This window comes from Variimorphobacter saccharofermentans, from assembly GCF_014174405.1.
GTDB lineage: Bacteria > Bacillota > Clostridia > Lachnospirales > Lachnospiraceae > Mobilitalea > Mobilitalea saccharofermentans.
Window position 1 is genome coordinate 1,034,371 of the sequence record NZ_JACEGA010000001.1, and the last position, 23,830, is coordinate 1,058,200.

The 23,830-nt window shown below is 36.4% G+C and carries 20 protein-coding genes; 19 read left to right on the top strand and 1 reads right to left on the bottom strand.

Translation table 11 applies throughout. The features are described from left to right. Positions 1-54: 54 nt before the first annotated feature. A complete protein-coding gene (locus H0486_RS04585; RefSeq protein WP_228351870.1) occupies positions 55-372 on the bottom strand; it encodes a GDP-mannose 4,6-dehydratase in 318 nt (105 codons plus the stop codon). Between the two features lie 175 nt (positions 373-547). On the opposite strand from H0486_RS04585, the gene H0486_RS04590 reads away from it, so the two are divergent. The 19 genes from H0486_RS04590 to H0486_RS04680 all read left to right on the top strand — a co-directional run bounded on the left by H0486_RS04590 (position 548) and on the right by H0486_RS04680 (position 23,452). Further along, entirely contained in the window at positions 548-2,005 is a 1,458-nt protein-coding gene (locus H0486_RS04590; RefSeq protein WP_228351561.1) for an IS66 family transposase, read from the top strand. Positions 2,006-2,780: 775 nt separating this feature from the next. After that, on the top strand, positions 2,781-3,041 hold the full coding sequence (locus H0486_RS04595) for a hypothetical protein (RefSeq protein WP_228351871.1): 261 nt from the start codon (positions 2,781-2,783) through the stop codon (positions 3,039-3,041). A gap of 188 nt (positions 3,042-3,229) precedes the next feature. Further along, a complete protein-coding gene (locus H0486_RS04600; protein ID WP_228351872.1) occupies positions 3,230-3,856 on the top strand; it encodes an Abi family protein in 627 nt (208 codons plus the stop codon). Continuing rightward, the gene (locus H0486_RS04605; protein ID WP_228351873.1) at positions 3,844-4,032 is read left to right on the top strand and encodes a helix-turn-helix domain-containing protein; all 189 of its coding nucleotides are present in this window, start codon (positions 3,844-3,846) and stop codon (positions 4,030-4,032) included. The genes H0486_RS04600 and H0486_RS04605 overlap by 13 nt, the downstream gene beginning before the upstream one ends. A 567-nt stretch (positions 4,033-4,599) precedes the next feature. Further along, a complete protein-coding gene (locus tag H0486_RS04610; protein ID WP_228351874.1) occupies positions 4,600-5,619 on the top strand; it encodes a DUF6076 domain-containing protein in 1,020 nt (339 codons plus the stop codon). A 109-nt stretch (positions 5,620-5,728) separates the two neighbouring features. Next, positions 5,729-7,402, top strand: a complete 1,674-nt coding sequence (locus H0486_RS04615) for a DUF6119 family protein (protein ID WP_228351875.1) — start codon at positions 5,729-5,731, stop codon at positions 7,400-7,402. A 223-nt stretch (positions 7,403-7,625) separates the two neighbouring features. After that, entirely contained in the window at positions 7,626-9,497 is a 1,872-nt protein-coding gene (locus H0486_RS04620; RefSeq protein ID WP_228351876.1) for an AAA family ATPase, read from the top strand. A 71-nt stretch (positions 9,498-9,568) separates the two neighbouring features. Further along, positions 9,569-10,948, top strand: a complete 1,380-nt coding sequence (locus H0486_RS04625; RefSeq protein ID WP_228351877.1) for a Wadjet anti-phage system protein JetA family protein — start codon at positions 9,569-9,571, stop codon at positions 10,946-10,948. Between the two features lie 7 nt (positions 10,949-10,955). Beyond that, positions 10,956-11,570 (top strand): DUF4194 domain-containing protein, encoded by a 615-nt coding sequence (locus tag H0486_RS04630; RefSeq protein WP_228351878.1) that lies wholly within the window; start codon positions 10,956-10,958, stop codon positions 11,568-11,570. Next, on the top strand, positions 11,539-14,781 hold the full coding sequence (locus H0486_RS04635; protein WP_228351879.1) for an ATP-binding protein: 3,243 nt from the start codon (positions 11,539-11,541) through the stop codon (positions 14,779-14,781). The genes H0486_RS04630 and H0486_RS04635 overlap by 32 nt, the downstream gene beginning before the upstream one ends. Then, positions 14,768-16,015, top strand: a complete 1,248-nt coding sequence (locus tag H0486_RS04640; protein WP_228351880.1) for a Wadjet anti-phage system protein JetD domain-containing protein — start codon at positions 14,768-14,770, stop codon at positions 16,013-16,015. Before H0486_RS04635 ends, H0486_RS04640 begins: the two co-directional genes overlap by 14 nt. A gap of 238 nt (positions 16,016-16,253) precedes the next feature. Next, positions 16,254-16,442 carry a helix-turn-helix domain-containing protein gene (locus H0486_RS04645; protein ID WP_228351881.1) on the top strand — a complete coding sequence of 63 codons (189 nt, stop codon included), beginning with the start codon at positions 16,254-16,256 and terminating at the stop codon, positions 16,440-16,442. Then, on the top strand, positions 16,442-17,110 hold the full coding sequence (locus H0486_RS04650) for a GIY-YIG nuclease family protein (RefSeq protein ID WP_228351882.1): 669 nt from the start codon (positions 16,442-16,444) through the stop codon (positions 17,108-17,110). The genes H0486_RS04645 and H0486_RS04650 overlap by 1 nt, the downstream gene beginning before the upstream one ends. A gap of 68 nt (positions 17,111-17,178) precedes the next feature. Beyond that, positions 17,179-18,195, top strand: coding sequence for a DUF2075 domain-containing protein (locus tag H0486_RS04655; protein WP_267023317.1), 1,017 nt, complete (start codon positions 17,179-17,181; stop codon positions 18,193-18,195). A 15-nt stretch (positions 18,196-18,210) separates the two neighbouring features. Next, the gene (locus H0486_RS04660) at positions 18,211-18,543 is read left to right on the top strand and encodes a nucleotide pyrophosphohydrolase (protein ID WP_228351883.1); all 333 of its coding nucleotides are present in this window, start codon (positions 18,211-18,213) and stop codon (positions 18,541-18,543) included. Positions 18,544-18,557: 14 nt separating this feature from the next. Further along, a complete protein-coding gene (locus H0486_RS04665) occupies positions 18,558-18,863 on the top strand; it encodes a nucleoside triphosphate pyrophosphohydrolase (RefSeq protein WP_228351884.1) in 306 nt (101 codons plus the stop codon). Then, positions 18,863-20,023 (top strand): HNH endonuclease domain-containing protein, encoded by a 1,161-nt coding sequence (locus H0486_RS04670; protein ID WP_228351885.1) that lies wholly within the window; start codon positions 18,863-18,865, stop codon positions 20,021-20,023. Before H0486_RS04665 ends, H0486_RS04670 begins: the two co-directional genes overlap by 1 nt. 37 nt (positions 20,024-20,060) lie before the next feature. Further along, positions 20,061-23,054, top strand: a complete 2,994-nt coding sequence (locus H0486_RS04675; protein ID WP_228351886.1) for a DUF3427 domain-containing protein — start codon at positions 20,061-20,063, stop codon at positions 23,052-23,054. Beyond that, positions 23,051-23,452 (top strand): (deoxy)nucleoside triphosphate pyrophosphohydrolase, encoded by a 402-nt coding sequence (locus H0486_RS04680; RefSeq protein ID WP_228351887.1) that lies wholly within the window; start codon positions 23,051-23,053, stop codon positions 23,450-23,452. The genes H0486_RS04675 and H0486_RS04680 overlap by 4 nt, the downstream gene beginning before the upstream one ends. The last annotated feature ends 378 nt before the right edge of the window (positions 23,453-23,830 follow it).

A 23,830-nucleotide genomic window follows, 5' to 3' on the forward strand; every position in this document is an offset into this window, starting at 1 on the left:
CATATCATTTCATCATAATGTTTATTAATCGTTGCAGTGAAAAACAGTATATAATTATTTCACACAACAGAAAATACCGGCGTCGGATAATACGATCTCGAGATCAACGTGGGTTTGCTCTGCAAAATGGATCACATAATCAAAGTCATAATCATGAAAGAGCTTCTTTACAAAGTCTTCATCGCAGATATTTCCCTTTATAAAAGTATAATTATTGCATATTTCATACATTGCTGTATTACTGCGTTTTCCACAATAGGTTAATGCATCAAGGTTAGTAATTCGAATATGTTCACCATAGCATTTCATCAGGTAATGAATATAATTGGAGCCGATAAAGCCTGCACCTCCAGTTACTAAATAAGATTTCATATCAATATCCTCCTTAAATTAAGTGTTAGTGTAAAGTATTTTACACTGATTTTTTATAAGAACCCTTTATTTTTCAAGGGTTACAGAGCTTTTTAAAATAAAAAAACAATGACCCCCTATTTTCAGTTATAATTGAAGTTACCACACAACAAAATACTGAAGAAAGGTCATTGTTATGGACTCAATTATACTCTATTTAATTAACATTATTCAAGAGCAGTACAAACAAATCTGCTATTTACTTCTCTTTATCTGCAAATATATTCCTCTCAAGCAGTGGGCTTTCGATGATTCCCATTCCCCTGAGTACCAAAAATTCAAGGTTGATAAACTTCCTACTGTGTACACTCCTGCAACCTTCGATTATCAGCTTTACATAGCTTATATCAAACACCGCTATGGTTACCTGATTAAACCAATCAAACGCCGTTCCGAATCTGATATCCCAAAGGATTTGGTCTGTCCCCGCTGCGGTGCTCCTCACGATTACTTATACAAAAACAATGGCGCCAAAGGTCAATTCATGTGCAAGGTCTGTGAGGAACTCTTTAACTCCGATAACATTTATAAGCATACCATCGAGCTTCGCTGCCCTTACTGTGGTAACATCTTGGTTCCCAAGAAGGAGCGTAAGTTCTTCCGTATCCACAAGTGTACCAATCGTAAATGTAGCTATTACCTAGCCAATAAACGTAAGCTTCCACCAGATCTGAAACCGGAAGAAAAACACAAATATAAGCTCCACTATATCTATCGTGAGTTCACGATGGATTTCTTTCGCATGGACTTACACTCCCTTCCGTCAAATGCCACGGGCTTCAGTTTCAAGAAGTTTTCTCCTCATATACTGGGATTGGTTCTAACCTATCATGTAAACCTAAAGCTCTCCACCAGACAGACTTCTCATGCATTGAAAGAGGTTCACGGTATCGACATTTCCCACACTACTGTTGCCAGTTATGCTATGACCGCGGCTTGTGTCATTAAGCCTTTCGTAGACACCTACGATTATAAACCATCCAACATCCTCTCTGCCGATGAAACCTACATCAAAAAGCTCGGTAAAAAGCATTATGTCTGGATTATCATGGATGCATGTAAAAAGAGCATCCTTGGCTATCAGGTCTCCGATAACCGGAGTGTCGGTCCCTGTATTCTTGCCATGCGCATGGCCTTCGAGAAGTTCAAAGTGTTTCCCTCAAAGCTTCTGAAATTCATTGCTGACGGTTATAGTGCCTATCCTCTGGCAGCCCAGTATATAAAAGCTCAGAAAGGATGGGACTTTGACGTAACACAGGTAATCGGACTTACAAATGATGATGCTGTTTCAACCGAATTCCGTTGGGTCAAACAGGTTGTGGAACGTTTAAATCGTACCTTCAAGATGTCCTACCGCATCACCAATGGTTATAACAGTGATGAGGGTGCCTTGTACGGAGTTTCCCTGTGGGTTGCTTATTACAACTTCCTAAGACCGCATCCCCATAATTACTGGAAACCTTTAAATGAGATAGATGAATTCGAGAAAGTAGGGAACATGCCCGCCAAGTGGATTATCCTCATCCGTTTGGGGCAGCAAAAAATCTTGGAAATGCAGAAATCCTCCGCTGTGTCAGGTAATACCTGTTCCTAGATTAAGGAGCCAGAGGTGGTACCCAGCCACCGGAAGTTTACTTCCGGCTTGACCTTGAATGCAATAAAAAGTAATGCTACAATGCTGTGAATACGACGGTAAGAACTTCCTGTTCCTGAGTTACTTCGCCGTCGGTGAAACCTTCAGAGCATTACTTTTTGTTGCAATCAAGGTTGGCGTAGTCTGCCACTGCATAAATTTCTAGTTAAAATATTTGCTTTTTCAATGTTCAAAGGATCATATTTCTTTACATCAGTTTTTCATACCAAACTTTACACTACCAATTAAGTTTATTTCGTATCATTTGTAGTCTGTAATTTGCTTTGTTAAATTGATTGTATTGGGTTACGTCACGTAAGAGTCAAGTATAATTTTTGAAAGAAATTTCATGTAATTGTGTTTGAGAATCATACCTAATACATTATAGAAACCACGTAATATAACTTGAATGTAGAGTATTATACGATAAAATTAGGTCAGATTTTGAGATTGCACATTTGGTTCTCTGTGCAATTAATCAAAGAAAGGAGTAGCCGAGAAGTGCTGACCGTGGTATACTATCACTATTACATCTCCTCGGAGGACTAAATACGAAAGAGATATGAGAGTATGTAAGAGTATATATGAGTATATTGGAGTATATTGGAGTATAATGGAGAGCATAGCTGCAAAGGATGGATAATTAATTATAGATAATCTATGTGCGGTTCCAGATTTTGTTATAACTAATAAAGCCAGTGAAAGAGGAAAAATTAAGCGATTAGGATGCGTTGAAGTGAAATTTTCTTATAACGATGTAGAGGCTCATTTGCTAAAACGACATCATAATAGGTTGATTAATTATTATAAGCAAAAAGGATATCTGGATACATATAATCATAATGTTCTTTACACAAATGGGTGGAAATGGAATTATTATGAGAATAATGAACCATCGTGGAGTTTTGATTTTTCTATAAAAGAAAATCGTAATGAAGAATATTTTAAGAAATTAGTTACAAAACTACAGGAAATTGATTGGGAGAAAACTATATAATCATCCGATTAATGCAGTTTATGTATTTGAAAATGATATAGAATAATTGATAATTTTTCTGAAATGGGATTGTTATTTTGAGAAAACTAGCATATAATAATATTAACAGAGTTGCCCGAAGCTGAAAGGCATTGGGGACCAAGCTGAGCGTATGGCTCAGCTTCTTTACTTTATGGAGAAATAATATTATGGATTTAAAGAAACCTTTAGAATTTAATGAACAAATAAATCGGTTAAGAGACCATGGGATGATAATTAATTGCGAAGAGAAAGCCTTGAATATTCTCAGGAAAATAAATTATTATCGATTCACCGGATATGCACTTCAGTTTAGAGTGAATCCTCAAGATAGTAATTACGTAGAGGGAACTACTTTTGAAAGCGTACATAATCTTTATATTGTTGATGAGCATTTACGTGATTTGTTCAGAATGTATATTGAAAAGGCTGAGGTTTACTATCGTACACAGATAGCATATGGATTTTCAATAAATAAATGTCTTGATGCACCACATGATCAACATTATGATGAGAGCAATTTCTATCATAAAGAAGGTTATAATCAGGTAATTGATAGTTTTTATAGAGAGCAAAACTATTATAAGGACAGTCTTATTGTGAAGCATCATAAAAATAAGTATGCAAGTAAAATGCCTCTCTGGAAGCAAATAAACGTGCGGAGCAAGAAGCAAGAAAGGCACAGCATTATAAGCACATATTTGGACCATTTTATTATAAAGAATGTAAAAATAAAAAGTGATTTTTCTCTATTAGAGGTTTCTGTTATTGATGAGGTAAATGTATGGAATATATGACAATTAAAGAAGCAGCAGAAAAGTGGAATGTATCAGTTCGTAGAGTTCAAACTATATGCAATGAAGGTCTGATTAAAGGTGCAATGAAGTTTGGCAGTGTATGGGCAATTCCTTCAGATGCTGAAAAACCAATAGATAAGAGGATCAAATCAGGAAAATACAAAAAGTCCAAATAACTTTGCGCAAATGCTTTAAAAGCGAGTTGTAAAGATTTCGGTTTCATCTTTATTTGACTAAGATACACCATAATATGCCATGATATGACAGAAATACAAGGCTGTAGAAATAGCTTAAAATCGCTAATTCACAAGGAAGAATGAGGTTTATATACTATGATACGAGTGTTATTTGTCTGCCACGGCAGCAATGCGCGTTTTCACAAGAATCCAGTAAATACAAGGGTTGTGGGATTTTAAAACGGAATTTTTATACCAGATTTATACCAATTTTTAAGGATTTTGGGCTGTGACATGGCTGGATTATTTGAAGGTCTGAAAGTGAACGGATAAGGATAGTTGTAAAATTTATAAAGTGTGAAAAGGCAATTTCGAGGTGTTGGAGGACGGCTTGGGGTTGCCTTTTTCTCTTTATCAAAAAGCTTTGCCTAATAGAGATGTTAATAATAGATATGAATAAAATGTTAGCAATAGATTTAGTGTAAAACTATTGTTTAACACTCTAGAAATGCTATACTTAAATTAGTAAAAGACTTACGAAACTAAGTATAGAGAGAGGGTGTACTGATGGATATTGGTCTGCGTGTAGAATATGACGGAAAGAAAAATGTTGTTTTGGCAGGGGAGATAATAAAGGAATATCCTATTGGAGGTCTTATGTGTGAATATGCAAGGTTAAGACCAACAGAAGTGAAAGAGGTAATTTTGAGAAATCCTTTTTGGAACGAAGAAAGTTTGTCTGAAAAAGGTGGAGATGCTCTCTATACTTTTTATAATGATATGGTAGCAAAATTTGATGTTGTAATTGCAGGAATTGTAACTGCGGATTTTTCTTCATTTCTGCGAGACTATTTACAAGCGGAAAGAAAGGATTTGATTGAACTTATTGGTAGACTGAACTGTGATAAGGATGAAAACTCAATAAAACAGTTTATATTGAAAGATACCGGATTTCAAGAATTCGGAATATCAACTATTGGACAAGCCTTTTTATCAGCATACTGTTCTTATGCATTAAGTTATGTGCTATTCAAGCATACATTTGAACAATTTGTTTTAGGAAATGAAATTAATGATGAACAAATTGATAGAATACTTAGTTTATATAGTGAGAACGTGGAGCAACAAGAATTTGATTTTTCTATAATGTTGTATGAAGGAAAATTTCATTCTGTTTATTCGATTAATTCCTCACTTTCACTGCTTATTTTTGAAATGGCACATGCTATAGACACTGAAGCAAAAATTGTCAAGTGTAGAAATTGTAATAATTATTTTGTTCCAGTTGGAAGAGCGGATGCTGTGTATTGTGGGTATCCATCTCCACAGGATGTAAATAAAGATTGTAGAGACATAGGGGCACAAGCTACTAGGGCAAAGAAAATGAAGAACGATGTGGTCACACAGGAATATCGAAGATTATACATGCGTCTAACGATGGGAATAAAGCGACATCCTGAAGATTTAAAAATGAAAGAGTCATTGGAGAATTTGATACAAGGAATGAAAAAACTTAGAAGGCAGCGTGAGGAAGGGATTGTATCGTCGGATGACATTTTGGAATGGATACATAGTATCGATAATTAATTGTAGTAGTGCAGATACATATTTTATAGAAAGAAGGTAAGTGATGAAACTGGATACATAATTTAGTATTTACAAAATAGATACAAATAAATTTCTGTCTATTAGAGGAATGAAAGAATTATCTACAACCAAACGAACAAAAGAAATTTTAAATGTAATGTTGGGCGAAATAAGGCATAATATTGAAGAAAGGGAGAATTCAACTCAAAAGGATATTAATATAGACGGATTTATTGGCGTAGTATATAGGACAATAAATACTCCAGATTGGGATGGCATGATTACATATCTATTTGGACAAATGAATGAAAAAATAAATTTTGAATTAGAAAATATTAATGTTTCATATATTCTATTTTATCCCATTAAGGAAAGTATATATGCGATGACGGCAGGTTTTGGGAATCATTTGATTAAGAACTATATAGAGAGAAGCTGGGGATTATATTTGATGCCCAAAATACTTGGTGATGATGAAGGTGTAATAAGAGAGGTAAAAGAGAATAATCTTTATGGAAATGCATTAGCGGTTAGCAAGGCTAATAGGTATACAACGAATTTACTGTTTGAAAAAAAGATGAGTGCAGTTTTTAAAGAACTTTCTATTGAGGTGGATGATGAGGTGGCCGAAATATTTGGAATCTCAGATAAAAAAAAGAAAAGAAAGACGAGTGTGCTACTCAAAGATTCGCTGAATCTACGTAAATCTATTGACATAAAGAAATTGAAGACTGTATTAAGTGAAATATATGAAATAGAGAAGAAAAAAGATCAATATTCTATGGGATATTTTTTGAGTGCAAAGAAGATTGGAATTTCCAATGCAAATCTTTTTGAGGCTCTACAAGAATGTATTATAAATAATGAACTTGATAAATTTGTATTAATTGGTGATGATTATCAAAAATATTGTGTTGACGCTGAAGAGTATATTATTACTGATGAAACGGGAACGGATTGTTATACCTCTGATGTACCGATAACATTTAAAGAACTGATTGAATTTATCTCAGAAGATAAGGAGTTGTCGAGGAATTACATTTCTATTGTTATGAAGAAGTGGAAAATTCAAACAAAAGATTCTAGTGGGAATACATTATTATTTCCTGTTTCAATATTTAATGCACTGCAAGGGTTTGTTGAGTTTGGTGAACAAAGGATACCGTGCTTTTTAATGCAAGGTGAATGGTATTGTTTAAATATAAGATATATTTCTATTCTTGATGAGGAATTCAAAAAAAGGATGGACGAAAACTCTGAGTTGGTTAATGCTATTAAAACAAAATTCAATTTAATATCAAAATCAAAAACAGAAGATAGTTATAACGACTCTTTCTTTTCTAGAGAAAAAATCATTGTTGCTCATAAAGCGTTAGTGGATCGCTTTGAAATTGCTGATTTAATATTTTGGGATGACCAAACACTATATATTATGTGCAACAAAATGAAATTTGATGCATCTGGTACTAGAGATTTAACTAATCAAATATGGGCATCAGCAAATTATCTTCAAGCCAGATTGAATTCGAGAGAAAGAAATAGTTTTCTTGCGGATTATTATGCCCAAATTTCTGATAGGTATAATAAAGAAGGGCAGGAGTTAATAATTGAAAAAGAAAGATTTGTTGAACTTTTTGATCGTCATATAGTCTTTATTGCTGGTTATATGTCTGGTTATTCATTAAGGTGTAAATCGTATTATGCAAAGTATTTGGATGTAGATAGTTATAAAAAGATGTTAGATATGGGATATGATTATATAACTATGAATATACGAGATTAAAAATAAGGGTTTAATAATGAATAGAATTTTGATGGAAGGCAGGATTGATATTTTGTTTTGCTTCTGCGATAATGCAAATTTGCATTACGCGTTTGTAAATTGAATAGTAGAGAAAAAATAATATTTTGACTGAAAAGCCAAAGTTTATATTGATATTTCAGCCAAAATTACATATAATTTATTTAAAAACAAGAAATACTAATTTCAAAAGGGAGGATGCCGAATGAAATCAAGTGAGCAAATAGCTGAAGAATGGGGTCTCTCAAAGATTACAATAAATGACTTGTGTAACAAAGGAAAAATTCTGGGTGCTGTTAAACAAGGAAGAAAATGGCTTGTTCCCGATGATGCGGTAAGACCTGCGGACGGCCGTGTCTCTTCCGGCAAATATGCCAAGAAAAAGGATGGTAAAACAAGACCTTTGCCAATAGGAGTTTCAGATTACGTCCGCGCACAGAGCGAATATTATTATGTAGATAAGACTTTGTTGATTAAGGAATTTCTGGATCAGAAGCCTTTAGTTTCTTTGTTTGCAAGACCAAGACGTTTTGGAAAGACATTGAATATGGATATGCTCCGTGTATTCTTTGAGATTTCTGCCGAGGATACGAGCAAATACTTTGTAGACAAAGCAATTTGGAAATGTGGAGAAGAGTATCGTAAGCACCAGGGAAAATATCCGGTTATCTTTTTGACTTTTAAGGATGTGAAATATGATTCCTGGGAATCTACGGTGGCTAAGATTCGTGGACTCCTACAGAACGAGTTTGGAAGACATCAGGAGCTGTTAAGCAGTAGCGAGCTGGCAGAGTATGAGAAGGCATATTTTTCTAAAGTGTTGAATGGAGAAGCGTCTGCGGTAGAAATGTCAGAGGCGCTTGAAAAATTGTCGCAGATGCTTGCGGCACATTACGGCAAGGCCCCGATTATTATTATTGATGAATACGATACACCAATACAGGAAGGATACTCAAAGGATTTCTATGATGAAATCATTGGCTTTATGAGAAACTTCTTCTCGGGAGCCTTTAAAGATAATAAAAATATAACCTATGGATTTCTTACGGGAATACTTCGTATTGCACAGGAGAGTATTTTTAGTGGGTTAAATAATCTGACCGTAAATTCAGTAATGGACGATGAATATGATGAGTTCTTCGGTTTTACTTCTTCGGAAGTAAGAAAGATGCTTGAATATTATGGTGTTGCAGATAAAGAGGATGAGCTTAAAGATTGGTACGATGGTTATCTGTTTGGTAGTACAGAGATTTATAATCCATGGTCTGTGATTAATTACATTTCAAGAGGCTGTATTCCACAGGCGTACTGGGTTAATACCGGAAAAAATGAAGTGCTGGAGGATGTACTCACCATTGCTACGGACGATATCACAGAGAGGTTATATGCGTTGCTGCGAGGAGAGAAAGTAGTCGCCAGAATTGATCAGAATGTGGTATACAGATCGCTGGCCGAAGATCCTGCAAATATTTATAGTCTGTTATTAGTAGCCGGATATCTTAAGACGCCGAAGAAGGAATTGCAGGCGGATGGTGCTTATTTGTGCGAAGTATCTATTCCAAATAGAGAAATAGCTTCTGTTTATAAGAGCGAGATATTATCACACTTGATGCAAATTGGTGCAATTACAAGAACTACAGCAAATATGATTGCGGAAAGCCTATATGCAAATGATATTAAAAAACTGCAAAAAGCAATTTCAGAGTATATGGACAAATCCATAAGCTTTTATGACGCCGGAGCAGAGGGTTTTTATCATGGACTTACGCTTGGACTCATTGCATTGTTGGATAATCAGTATAGGATTAAATCAAACAGAGAATCTGGTGATGGCAGATATGATATCAGCTTGATTCCGAGAGAAAAGAAATATCCGGGTATTATCATGGAGTTGAAATGGAAGAGTGGTTTGGAAGAGGCTGAACTTGAAAAACTCTCGATAGATGCACTTGGCCAAATTGATGAAAAGCGATATGACTTGGAGCTTAAGGAAGAAGGAATTGAGAATATCATTAAGCTTGGAATTGCATTTTCAGGTAAGAAAGTTGTAATAAATGCAAAACAGAGTGTTCTTTAAAATAGAGGTTAGAAAATCCGATAGTTTTGATAGTTATTGACAAATTAGACGCGAAGGAAGTGAAAACATAGATGTTTCATGTGATTGACGAACGGTTTTTTGTGCCGCTGGGATCACCGAATAAAATAGTATATTGGGAGTGTATCTGCAAGCTGTTCTCTGTATTGGATCATCAGCTTTCCTTTGGAGTAGAAAGGGATGTGCTTGTGGAGGAGCTGCAATATTATTTTGAACAGGCACAAGCAGCGGATTTTCAAGAAGAAGAGGTAGAGGGAAAATCCAGTAGGGATAAAGCCAACTGGATGATACGTAAGCTGGAATATTATGGTTGGATTGAAATAGAGACGGATAAAAGCTATGTACAGCGCGTAAGTTTTAAGGAATATGCTGTAAAGATTATCAGAACGCTTATTGATATTGCAGAGGGAAAGCAGATTGAGTATCAGGGATACATCTATACGATATACAGTCTGGTGCGTAGCAACACAGAAAATCCCGGTATTGTTCTGATGTCTATTGTGGAAAACACGGACATGCTGATTACCGGTCTGAAAAATTTAAATTCCAGTATCAAGCATTATATAGATGAATTGACAAAATACAAGACACCTGCTGAAATCATGGATGTTTTGTTTAATGATTATATCGAAAATATAGTGGACAAGGCATACCATCGACTCTTGACATCGGATAATGTATCAAAGTTTCGACCTGAAATCGTCGAGAGATTAGAAAGTAAAAGCCAGAGCAAAAGCTACATAGAGAAGGCAAGTGCAGATTTAGCGAGTATTAGGGAAATCAGTAGGGATGAAGCAGAGGAACTTGTTTATCAGTGCATTCATCAAGTCGTGGACGCTTTCCGGAATATGGATGAGATTTTATCTGAGATTAATCAGAAAAATACACAATATCAGCGTGCAGCAATCAACCGTGCCAAGTTTTATTTGATTGGTGGCGAGGATGTAAGAGGACAGTTAAAGGAAATACTTTCAGGAATCGGGGAAAAAATGAACGAGGAAAGTATGGATTTGGGTGGAATTTATCGAATTGATTTTATGGAGGAACTGGTTCGCCTATATAGTGCAGCAGTGTTGGATGAAAAGTCCTTATATACGCCAATAGAAGGGAAAAAGGCATTTGAACCAGTGGCAATTGGGGATTCGGCACCTGATTTGGAACTACGAAATGAAAAATTACAGCGCATGATGGAAAAACTCGCGAAAGTATTGAATCCGGAGAAAATAAATCAGTATGTAAGTCAGAATATGCAGGGTAAAAATATTATATATGCATCGGAATTACCACTAAAAAATACTGATGATTTTGTTAAAATGATTTATGTCAGACTTTATGGTCAACGAAAAAATATGAAGTACAAAATTGTCGTAAAAGAAGAAATACAGTATAACGGATATCGATTCCGGGATTTTGAGATTCAAAGAAAGGATTAGAAACTGTATGGATATGTTAGAAGGAATGTTACAACGGGACAAAGATGACTTTTCGAGAATCTGTAATCGATTGTTAAGCAGTTGTTTTCTTTGCAAAAGAAATGAAACGAATAAAGCGGATTATTATTTTGTTTTGAAGCATCGTGATAAATTTTCAGAATACTTGGCTTTATTAGGATATCGTTTGGAAATCAATGAAGAATATGGAGTAGTGCAGCTTACTAATCCTCAAAATTATAACCGCTACAATTTAAAATTATTTGAATCTATAATTCTTCTTATTATGCGTATTTTGTATGATGAGAAAAAAAGAGAATTGTCCATATCTGATGAGGTGATTATTAATGTTGGAGATATTCACGAAAAATTTATGAGTCTTAAAATTAGAGATAAAATGATTGACAAAACGACTCTGCGGAATGCTATCAGTACGTTCAAGAGATTTCAGTTGATTGAAACGTTAGACAGTGATTTGTCTAGCGAGGATACACGCATTATTATCTTTGATTCCATACTAATGGCGGTTCGTGTGGAAGAAATTAAGCAGGCATATGAAAAACTGCAGAATTACAAAAAGGGAGATAAATCAAATGAAGAAACTGACGAGAGTGAAACTGATTAATTGGCATCGTTTCATTAATGATACTATTGAATTTGAGAATTCCACTTTGATTTCCGGTGAAAATGGTGCGGGAAAATCTACACTTCTGGACGCTATCCAATTTGTAGTGACTTGTACTACAAATTATTTTAATAAGGCGGCGCATGAAAACGGAAAACGTAAGCTGACAGGTTATATTCGATGTAAGACAGGACGAGAGAATAAGCCATATGAGCGTACCGGAGAGATTAGTGCACATGTTGCACTGGAGTTTTATGAGGAGAAAAAGGACCGATATTTTATCGTTGGTGCAGTGGTGGATTCGGCTTCAGAAGGGCAGGAAAAAACGGTAAGATATTTGATGGATAATATGCGTCTTGATGATACTTTGTTTTTTCAAGGTAAAACCCCAAAATCAATTAATCAGTTTCGAACTACAAATACGAAAGTGATTCGTCAGTGGTGTACCACAGAAAAAGAAGCAAAGTCTATGATGAAAAACCGTTTTGGACGTATTGAAGATAAATTTTTTCGTCTGATACCGAAAGCATTGGCTTTTCGTCCAATTGATGATATTAAGGATTTTGTATATTCATATGTGTTGGATGAAAAGGAAGTCAACATTGATGTCTTACGTGAAAATGTTCGCTCATATCAGGATTTGCAGAGAACGTTAGAGAATGTAAAACTACGTATTGAGAAATTGGAACAGATTGTTTCTGCTCATACCCAGATTGTAGATGGACAGAAAAAAGATAAAATGTATGATTTTTTTCTGGAGCGCGTGGAGGCAGATTTGATAGCAGAGGAAATCGCTGCCTTGCAGAGAGAAGTTTCTTCGGAAGAGTATCGTCTTAAGGAACAGAACGGACAGATTATAACAACGAAGAAAGAACAGGAGGAGAAACAGAGAATCCGGGATGACCTACGGACAGAACTTGCCAGTGATAAAGATTTTATTGCGAAGGATGAGCAGGAGAAAAGATTAAAGGAATTGGAAGAGAGGCAGGCGGAGCGTCTGGAGGAAAAGCAAAATCTGCTAGATAGCATTGAAAAAGCGAAACGACAGTTAAAGAAACTGCTAGAAGTAAAGGATGTAGCAGATTGCGTGAAGAAATATAGTGAAGATTTATCTGGGATTGAGAAAAAGACAAATCTTGCAGATGTGAGAAGTAATTTAGAACAGGTGATTTCCTACAAAAATGAGATGCGGGATAAGGTGTTTAAAAAGCAAGCAGATTTGTCTATTCAAAAAGAACATATTAGTCAGGAAAAACAGGAACTTGAACAGAAAATTGAGCGTCTTATGAAGAAGAAACTGTCTTATGCAGATGAGGTTTCTTGTGTTATAGAATCGATTAGGGAAGAATTCGTACGTATCGGCAGATTACCTGCACCAAGAATCTTGTGCGAAATGTTAGAAATTACAGACGAGACATGGAGAAATGCAGTGGAAGGATATTTGAATACACAGAGATTCTATATTCTTGTGGAACCTGAGAACTTCGATATTGCACTTGGAACTTATGATAGGCTTAGAAAAGAAAAGAGAGCATATGGTGTGGGCTTGATTAATACTCAAAAATTGGATGAATATGATGTGGCTCCTGAAGGCTCGCTGGCGACGGTGGTAACTTCAAAAAATAAATATGCTAAGCGTTATATTAACATGATTTTGGGAAAGGTAGTTATGTGTGATAACTATCAGGATTTGAAGAAGCATAGAACTTCGATTACCAGAGAATGTATGAAATACCAAAACCATGTGGCAAGTGCCATAAAACCGTCCATTTTTGAGACTCCTTATATTGGTCAAGCTGCAGTAAAAGTACAGTTAGATCAGGCACGACAGAAAAGCCTTAAACTGAAAGCGCAGTTGAAGGAGTTGGATGACAGAATAGAAATGCTGCAAAGTGTTTTAGAACCATTATCAACAGAGCATGATATGGATATTAAGTACAGAATTCCCGTGCTTTCAGATTTGCAGTGGTTACGCATGGAGATTCATAAATGTAAGGAAAATATAGCTACGTTGGAAAAGAATTCCGGTATGATTATGAAACAGGTACAGTTGTCAGCATTAGAAAGCTTATTACAGGAATTAGCAAGTGAGTTGGACCAGTTAAACCGAAGAGCGGGAAACACGGAAGAGCATATTAAAAATCTAACGCAGCAGATTGCAGAAAGACAGGTCGATTTTTCTGTGCAGAAAGGACTCTATACAGAATCAGGTCTGCAGGCAGGAGATTATCTACCGTCATGGAATCAAGAATATGAAAAACAGACTGGAGATAAGTCTTTTTTACAATTCAAAGAGAATTATGGTCGACGGAAAAAGGCGAATCTGACTACGGTAGATAAGCTGATAGACAATATGAAGGATACTATGGTGAAATATAAAACTGCCCATGATTTTGGTGCGGCAGCAGCCATGGAAGGGTATTCGGATTTTGAGGCAGAATATGTGAAACTGAAGAATTCAGAATTGCTTCAGTATGAGGAAAAGGTGGAGTCGGCCAGACAGTCTGCTGAGGAGGAGTTTAGAGAGCAATTTTTATCTAAACTGCAAGAGAACATGAAGACTGCTCAGGGAGAATTTAAAGAGCTGAATAGGGAGTTGCAAAATATAGTATTTAGTAATGAAAAATACGAATTCTTATTCATGCCGAGTAAACGATATCGTCAGTATTATGAGATGATTATGGACGATTTTAATGCTATGCAAGGCGAATCTATTTTTAGTGGTATATTTCATGAAACCCATAAGGCGGTAATTGATGAACTGTTTGAGCGACTTGCTTTGGATAATGAGAATAGTTCAAAAGCATTGGATGAGTTTACGGACTATCGAACTTATATGGATTATGACATTCGTATAATTCACAGCGATGGTACTTATTCGCTTTACTCTAAAGTTTGCGAGGAAAAGAGTGGCGGAGAGACACAAACTCCTTTCTACGTGACTGTAGCAGCATCTTTTGTGCAACTCTATAAAAATAATATTGGTGGCGAATCTATAGGGCTCGTTTTATTTGATGAAGCATTCAATAATATGGATGATGAGAGAATAGGAGGAGTATTGGAGTTTTTAAGACGTCTACCGCTACAGATTTTAATTGCTTCACCACCAGATAAAATACAGTATATCAGTCCATTTATTGAAGAAACTCTTCTTGTTATGACGGATGAAAAGACAAGTTTTGTAGAGAGGTACGTAAATGGTGCAGTATGATAAGCAAGTCATAAACAAATTACTGGATACCTATGAAAACAGTCTTCTTTCAATTGGTAAAAATAAAAGAAATGTGAAAATAGAACTTCGTTTTACCAGAACAGTATTACCGGAATATTTTGATGAGAGTTCTTTTGTATATGAAAATATACATATCCAAATGCGGAATCTTGAAGAGGAAGGACTTGTTAGAATTGTCTGGAAAGACCAGAAAGTTGATTATGTGATACAAAAGGTACAACTCAACATGGAAAGGTTGACGCAGGCATATGCTTTTGTTCGGCGAACTCCGAAATGCAATCTCGAAGAAGCAAATCAGGCGCTTTTGGAGGAGTATTGCAATGGTGAAAAAGGAGAGATTCCAATCACCAGAGAATTTGCTCGGTATCTGCAAGAACGGCTGAATAATCATCAGCCTGTAAAAGAGTATATTGAACTGTCGAATATAAAGGATACCAGGCGTCTGTTTGAGGCTTTATTAAGCGTTGAGAAAAATAGAAAGCCATGTTATATTAGAGAGTTTTCCATTGAGCATTTTCAAGATTCAAAATATTTTGAACGAATAAAAAATCAAGTGGCGAAAATATTTCGAAGATTTCATTCAGAGTATGATTCGATGGATACCACAGAGATTTTGGCAGAGTATGGAATTTATCACACACCAAACTATGTCTATCTCAAGGGAGATGTAATGGTTATGATAGATGGAGAACCTATAAAGCTTCGAACACTGAATCAAGGTTTGGGAATTTCGGGTGAAGATTTACGGAAGGTTACCTTTTCTGACTTGTCTCGGATTAAGCAGGTGATTACAATCGAAAATCTGACTACATTTTTTCGATGGCATGAGCCGGATAGTCTGATTATCTATTTGGGTGGTTATCATAATGGCATTCGACGAACACTGTTAAAAAAGATATATCAGGAACTTCCGAGAATCTCCTATTATCATTTTGGAGATATTGATGCAGGCGGTTTTTCAATATTAAAAGATTTGCGAAATAAAACGGGGATTCCCTTTCAGATGTACCATATGGATATTGAGACATTGAAGTACTATGAAAGATATGGGAAAGTATTAACGGAATCTGACAGAATGCGCTTGAAAGAAATGGAAAAGGATGAAGAATTACAGGAAGTGGTTTCGTATATGCTTTTACATAATGTAAAGCTTGAGCAGGAGTGTGTTGGGCTAGAAAGGGATTTTTATTCCAAAATTGAGCCAGAAAACTAAAGATTTGAGGATGTGGCGTGGCGGAAAAACAAATAGCATTTCGGTGGTGAGTGGTTGCTGCCGGAGTGCTATTTTGCATTATTCGGAACAATGTAGTATTGTTCGGCTGGAGTATGAAAAAACGATGAAAAAAACGTACGGTACATTACGGAAGAGCAAATGCAGAATAATGTTGAAAGTGTTCGCTTTTAGGAATATAATTATCATGTAGTGTGTTGAGTATTATGGAGGATGGAATATGGAATATTACACAACCGCAGAATTGGCAGAAAAATGGGGAATTACACAGAGAAGAGTGGCCATTTATTGTAAAGAAGGACGCTTTGAAGACGCTATTTTGAAGGGAAGAACCTGGCTTATTCCGGGCGATGTTGAGAAACCAAAAGACCCAAGGCGTAACAAGAAAAATAGCGAGGAATCAAAATAATGGGAACCGATATTAAGCCAATAGTAAAAAAGATAGATGATAATGTGCAGGGATTGAAAAGCTTTCATGAGTCATTAGTACAAAATGCATCTGAAAAGGAGCAGGATATATTATTACAATTCCCTACAGTGTACATTCATAATTGGAAGAACACAGGTGATTATGAAGTGTATATCGGAGAGTCTAACAACATTATTCAGAGAACAAAACAGCATTATGATGCCGGTATAGATGAAAGTAAATGGCAGCATCAGCTGTTTCTTCAGGATGCCAGTTTATACATTATTGGGCATGAACACTTTAATAAGTCAATGACGTTAGATATTGAAAACCGACTGATGCTATATATGATGAGCGTAGAGCGTGTGCGCAAGATACATAATCTGCGGGGGAATCCACAGAGTAGATATTATCCTGACAGTGAGATGGATGATATTTTCCAAATGATTTGGAAGAAGCTGCGTAAGGATAATAAAGAATTGTTTCCAAGTGAAAGTGCCATAAAGGATTCAGCGGTTTTTAAGGCTTCACCATTGCATAAATTGACAGAAGAGCAAGAAGCAGTAAAGCTAAAAATAATACAAAGAGTTTTTGAGGCATTACAGACAGGAAAACGTGGACAATTAATCTTTATTGAAGGAGAAGCAGGAACAGGAAAAACGGTTTAAATAGTAGTACATTCTATGAAATATTTGCTAGTGCTGAAGAACAAGAGATGGAGCCATTGAAGTGTTGTATGATGGTCAATCACGATGAGCAGATTACGGTTTATGAACAGATTGCTCGAAAGTTGGGGTTGGTGGAGCACTATGGAGAGGTTGTGTATAAACCAACATCATTCATAAATCGTCATTCGGTAGATGAACCTATAGATGTTGCATTTATTGATGAAGCACATTTGCTGTTGACGCAAGGAAAACAGTCATATCAAGGTGAAAATCAGCTTAAAGATATTATTGAGCGTGCAAGGGTAACAGTGGTGATGTTTGATGAAAACCAAATACTTACTACAGAACAATATTGGGAGGCTCAAATATTAAGTCAATACAGAGAATTGGCTAAGCGTCAGAATAATTATTTTGAATTAAAGAATCAACTAAGAATAAGGTCATCAGAGGAAATTGTCGCATGGATTGATGATTTTACTAAGAAACGGAAGGTTTCGACTGTTCCTCAAAATAGTGGTGGTTATGAGATTAGAATATTTGAATCCCCATTAGAATTGGAGCATGCATTAAAGGAGAAGGCAGAGGATGAAAATCATAAGTTATCAAGGTTGATAGCTACATATGATTGGGAATATAATTCGAAACCACCTGCTACTGCGAGGCTGTTAAAATACTGGGAAGTAATGATTGGGCAATGGCATAAGCCATGGAATAGAGAATTGGATCGAGAATTAGGCAAGCAAGAAAAAAGAGCAAATAGGTCTCTGTCTTGGGCAGAACAGCCACAGACGATTGATGAAATTGGTTCTACTTTTACAATACAGGGGTTCGATTTAAATTATGCAGGTGTCATTCTTGGACCTTCTGTAAAATATCGTAATGGTGAAGTGATATTTGATCCGTCGGCAAGCTACAATTCTAAGGCGGTTCGAAATAGGACGCTATCAGATGGAAGTAAACAAAAATTTGGAGAAGAACTTATTCAGCATGAGGTGAGAGTTCTTATGACGCGTGGTGTAGAAGGATTGTATATATACGCATGTGATGATGAGTTGCGCGAAGCGCTCTTACAAGCAATGAAGTAGCAAGGGAGTAGGGTTATGACACAAGAAACAATAAACCAGGTATTAAAATTCAGAGATGATAGAAATTGGAAGCAGTTCCATAATCCGAAGGATTTGGCATTGTCAATTAGCTTAGAAGCTGCTGAATTATTAGAAGTATTCCAATGGAGCGGTTCTGATACTGTGTGTGAGTCCAAGAGGGACAAAATCAGAGAAGAATTAGCGGATGTATTAAACTATTGTATTCTCATGGCGGATGTTTGTGGCTTAGATATGGATGAAATTGTGCAGGAGAAAATCAAGCGTAATAACGCAAAATATCCGGTAGAGAAAGCTAAGGATAGCGCAAAAAAGTATGATGAATTATAAAAGGTGTGGAGCTAATGAAAGAAGGAAAATTAGTACGAGATAAAATTCCGGAGATTATCATTGCAGATGGCAAGAAGCCTATTACAAGAATCTTGGATAACGAGGAGTATCTGCAAGAATTGGATAAGAAGTTGAATGAGGAAATAGCGGAGTACCAAGCAGATAAGTCCATTGAAGAAATGGCGGATGTGCTTGAGGTGTTGTTTGCTATTTGCGAGGCAAGAGGACATTCTGTTGAGGAATTGATGAAAATTCGTAATGGTAAGCGCGAGAATCGTGGTGGCTTTGAAAAGAAGATATTTTGGAGTGGTAATGAATAATGCAACTTACAATTGATGCACATTATTATAACAAACTAGATATTGAGGGCTTTTCTCGAATGATGAAAGATCCATCTTACTGCTACAAGTTTTATTGGTTGGAAGCAATTGTACAGCTTATATCGGGGAATAAGACGGAAGCTACGTATGATGAAATTATTGATGAGATGATTTCAAATGCGTGGTATTCGGTTCTTGAATTTCACATCCATTTGAGTGGTATTTGGGGTGAAGGTGGAATTAAGGATAATCTTGAAAGAGCTGTAGTGAAACTTAGGGAATTGAGCGGACTGGAAGCAAATGCATCAAAGGTTGAAATAAAGAACGCTATTAAGCAGTTTAATAAGCAGCTCCATGCAGAGAAACAAGCGTTGACTCTTAATGTGCCATATAAAGCATTATCAGGGTTTGCAAATAAGTCTGGTGAGAAGATTAGTCTTGATAGCAGTGCAGGACGAATGATTGCATATTATAATAAGCTGAGTGCAAGTGATATTTTGCTGCCTTATACATTTGGTGGTGAAAACGGCTTGAGCAGAAAACTTACATTTAACGATGCTTGGGTCCAGATGATTCGGGATAATACCGTGGCGATTTTAGGTTGGATTCAGTGTGAAAAGGTAAAGTGGCTGCAGAATAATAATCCGGAAGTACCGGGATTGATATATAAACTTGCACCATTAGATGAGAAGATGCGGAAACTGTCACATGTGCGGAAATTATGGGATGGCATATTGGATTTGCGTAGTATTGTAGATGTTTTTACAGATGAAGCAATTGATGAGGAAAAGTACGATGTAGACCATTTTATTCCTTGGTCATTTGTAATGAATGATGAACTTTGGAATTTGATGCCAATGGATTCCTCACTGAATTCAGCTAAGAATAATAGATTGCCGGACTGGAACGATTTCTTCATACGATTTGCGAGAAATCAGTACATAATGTATGAGATGATTCATGAGCGAGAAGGCATTAGAAAACTGTATGAGGCATGTTATAGGGATAATTTGCACTCTATATGGGCAAATCAGGAGCTGTATCGTAAGGGCAATTCTGATACGGAGTTTTATGGAATTTTAGAGAAGAACATGAGACCTGTATATGATTCGGCAAGAAGGCAAGGGTATGATGTTTGGGAAAAACGGCTTGCAGTGTAGCGATAAGAGAAGCATTGTTGAAAGAAGGTAAATAACAGTGACGGAAGATAGATTATCAGAATTACGTAGTGGATTTGAAAACGCATACATAGATGGAACTATTGCATCTAATCTTGCGTATAAGCCGCAGTTTATTTCGAATAACTACAAGCAAGGAAAGAAAGTATTATCATCCATTGAGGATGAATTGGTGGCATGTGACGGGTTTCAAATTAGTGTAGCGTTTATTACAATGGGTGGAATCACGCCGTTGTTACAGACTCTGAAGGCTCTTGAAAAGAAAGGCATTAAAGGAGAAATTCTTACAACGAATTATCTGAATTTTAGTGAACCAAGAGCTTTAGAAAAGTTAAATAAGCTCTCCAATATTACATTGAAAATGTATGATGTGGAAGCTTCCGGAGACGGATTTCACACCAAGGGCTATATCTTTAAAAAAGATGAAATCTATAGAATTATTATTGGTAGTTCCAATATGACGAAAACCGCGCTTACAAGTAATCGTGAGTGGAACACCCGTGTAGTATCCACCGAAAAGGGTGAGATTGCCCAGAGCGTATTGGAAGAGTTTAATGAGCTTTGGAATAGTGAATATGCATTAGAATATGATGAGTTTTATGAACAATATAAAGAGCGATACAAAATAATCAAAAAGCAGAGGGAGATTGCCAAGAGTGAAGACATTCCGTCTGTTGAAAAGTACCGTTTGCAGCCTAATTCTATGCAAGTTGGTTTTATCGTTAATTTGAAGAAAATTATCGAAGCAGGAGAAGAACGAGCATTATTGATATCTGCTACTGGTACCGGAAAAACATATGCGTCAGCATTTGCCATGCGTGAACTTGGATATAAAAGAGTATTATTCTTAGTTCATCGTGGACAGTTGGCGCGTCAGACCAAGAAATCATATCAGAAGGTATTTGGAAAAAATATTTCCATGGGATTAGTAGGTGCCGGATATTCTGATTATGAAGCAGATTATGTGTTTGCAATGGTACAGACATTAAATCGTGATGAACATTTGCATAAATATAGTCCTGACGAATTTGATTGTATTATCTTGGATGAGGCACATCACAGTTCCGCAGATACATATCAGAAGGTAATGAGTTATTTTAAGCCGAAACTGTGGCTTGGTATGACTGCGACTCCGGATAAAAGGGATGACGATGTAGCAGGACGTAACATTTACGAGATATTTAATTATCAGATTGCATATGAAATTCGATTGCAGCAAGCAATGGAAGAGGATATATTATGTCCGTTTCACTATTTCGGAATCAGCGATGTTTCCTTAGTTGAAGAAAAGCAATTGAAATCGAGAAAAATGTCTGATAGAGATTTCAATTTGCTTACTGGCGATGAGCGTGTACGCCATATTATTGAACAAGCAGAATATTATGGATATAGCGGAGATAGAGTGAAAGGCCTGATTTTCTGTAGTAGGATTGATGAATCCGAGGAATTATCGCAGAAATTTAATGCTTTAGGTTATCGAACAATTGCACTTAATGGTAGCGCGTCCGAGGACGAGAGAACCAATGCTTTCGAAAGACTTGCGATGGATGAGAAAGATGCGACAGAAAAGCTGCAACCACTTGACTATATTTTTTCTGTGGAAATTCTGAATGAAGGTGTCGATATAGTAGAGGTAAATCAAGTTATTATGCTTCGACCGACGGAATCACCAATTGTATTTATTCAGCAGCTTGGTCGTGGATTGCGTAAAGCAGAGGGGAAGGAATATGTTGTAATTCTTGACTTCATCGGAAACTATAATAATAACTTTATGATTCCGGTGGCACTTTCCGGAGATCGTTCTTATAATCCGGATATTATCCGGAAGTATGTTATAAGTGGTAACACTACTATTCCCGGTGCTTCTACAGTACACTTTGATGAAATTGCCAAGGATAAAATATTCTCATCTATTGACAAGATTAAGGGAATGAAATCCATTATCAAGTCCAGCTATAAAAATTTAAAAAATAGGCTTGGACGTGTTCCATATCTGGTTGATTTTTATGATAACGGAGAGGTGGATCCGCTGGTAATTATTCGTGAATATAAAACCTATCAGGCATTTCTTGAATCAGAGGAAAAGGAATTGTATGTAGGAAAAATCTCCGAACAGGAAATGACAACGCTTGAATATTTGTCAAAAACTGTGCTGTCCGGTGCAAGACCATATGAACTTGAAATATTAAAGCGTTTGATGAAGCATGAGGTAATTCGCATTGATGAAATCAAGAGTGAACTGCAAGCGCAATATGGATATATTGTGGATATGGCATCGTTTGCAAATGCGGTGGAGGTATTACAAGGAAGATTTGTAAGCAAGGAAGAAGAGTATCAGAAATATTGCCACATCGATATCGTGAATAATGATGAAAGCATGATGTTGCGTAGAATGATGGCTTTTGCAGAACGTCTGAAGCATATGGAATTTAATAGACAGGTTGAGGATATTATTGAAGTCGGACTAAGACGATACAGAGAAAAATATCATGTTGGAAGAACTGAAGAATCTCCATTTGTATTATATGAAAAGTATTCCAGACGTGACGTGAGCTTGCTTATGAATTGTGGAAAAGATTTATCTTCTACGATGTATGGAATGAAGCGAATAGGTGACGATGTGTTTATCTTTGTTACATACCATAAAGAAGAAAGCGCAGATGATGAAAAGAGCTATGTTGATGGAAAGCCGGATTACGCAGATGCATTTGAAGACAATATTATTTTCAGATGGGATTCGCAGATTGGTAGAGGCGTGGACAGTTCTTACATGGAAGATGTATGCACTGCAGCACGAAAACATTTGCTTGTTAAAAAGAGTGATGCAGAGACGAATTTTTACTATATGGGTCTGTTCGATGTAATTGATGTAAAGGCTGATACTAAGAAAGACAATAATGGGAAAGATAGAGACATTGCGAAGGTAACGATGCAGATGCGACATTCTGTAAGAGATGATTTATTACGTTATTTGCAGAGCAATATTCAGACAGAAGGAGATAAGGCCGTATGAAAACAATAAGAGTAGTTGCAGCTATAACAAAGGCAGTAAACGAAAAAGGTGAGACTATTATTTTTGCAACCCAACGTGGTTATGGTGATTTCAAAGGTGGCTGGGAGTTCCCTGGCGGAAAAATCGAAGAAGGTGAAACACCTCAGGAAGCTCTCAAACGTGAAATTATGGAAGAACTGGAAACTGAAATCGTCGTAGGTGAACTGATTGATACCATTGAATACGATTATCCAACATTTCATCTTTCTATGGATTGCTTCTGGGTAGAAATTGTATCCGGTGACTTGGTTCTGACAGAGCATGCGGCAGCAAAGTGGCTTACGAAGGAAGAACTGTATTCTGTTGAGTGGTTACCTGCGGATATCACTTTGATTGAAAAAATAAAAGCAGCCATTTAAGGCAGTTTAAGAAAAACGAGAGGGCGCTTTCTAAGAGTATAAGAAGCGTCCTCTTATATAGCGGTAATAGGTTAGATTCTTCGAAAATTCACCGGAAATCCACCCCAAATCCCGCTTTTATTATAGTTGCGTCTGTGGTATGGTTTATAATAAGCAAGGACGAATCTGATAATTCACAAAAGTGGCAAGCAGTGCAAAGGTATATACATATACAACTTTGCAAGCAAGGCAAACCTGTACAGGTTTTGCTTTTCTGCTTGTTGGGGATTGCCCCAAGCCCCTTGGATTTCTCTAAATTGCATTTTGGAGAAAGCTACGCCTTCGGCTGAATGCATGTAGGGTAATTGTAGGGTATCTGTAGGGATATTGTAGGGTTTT